Annotated in this window: 1 pseudogene; it reads left to right on the forward strand. The window is 39.7% G+C overall.

The annotated features are described in order from the left end of the window. A pseudogene (locus tag CBI42_RS13050) lies at positions 1 to 229 on the forward strand (MFS transporter); the annotation flags it as partial. Between the last annotated feature and the right edge of the window lie 68 nt (positions 230 to 297).

The raw sequence follows: 297 nt of genomic DNA on the forward strand, positions 1-297 counted from the left end.
TGTTGATAAATCCGGTGGTTTGATCACCATGAAGATGATGAATGAATTGAGTGATGCCTCCAGCACGGGTGGGTTACCACAGCACCTGCTGCCACAGATGAGAATGATTCTGTACAATGGGCTGCATAATATTATGTGGTTGTCGTTGATCTTAATGATCATTTCCTTACTGATTAATATTTGGGCACAGAAGTTGGAACACGACAAGCTTGTAAAACAAGTCAATTAAACAAATAGGTTAAAAAAAGCCTTCATCGGAAACCAGTTTGTGGTTTCCGATGAAGGCTTTATTTGTGA

This window comes from Streptococcus sp. KR, from assembly GCF_002238115.1.
Classification (GTDB): domain Bacteria; phylum Bacillota; class Bacilli; order Lactobacillales; family Streptococcaceae; genus Streptococcus.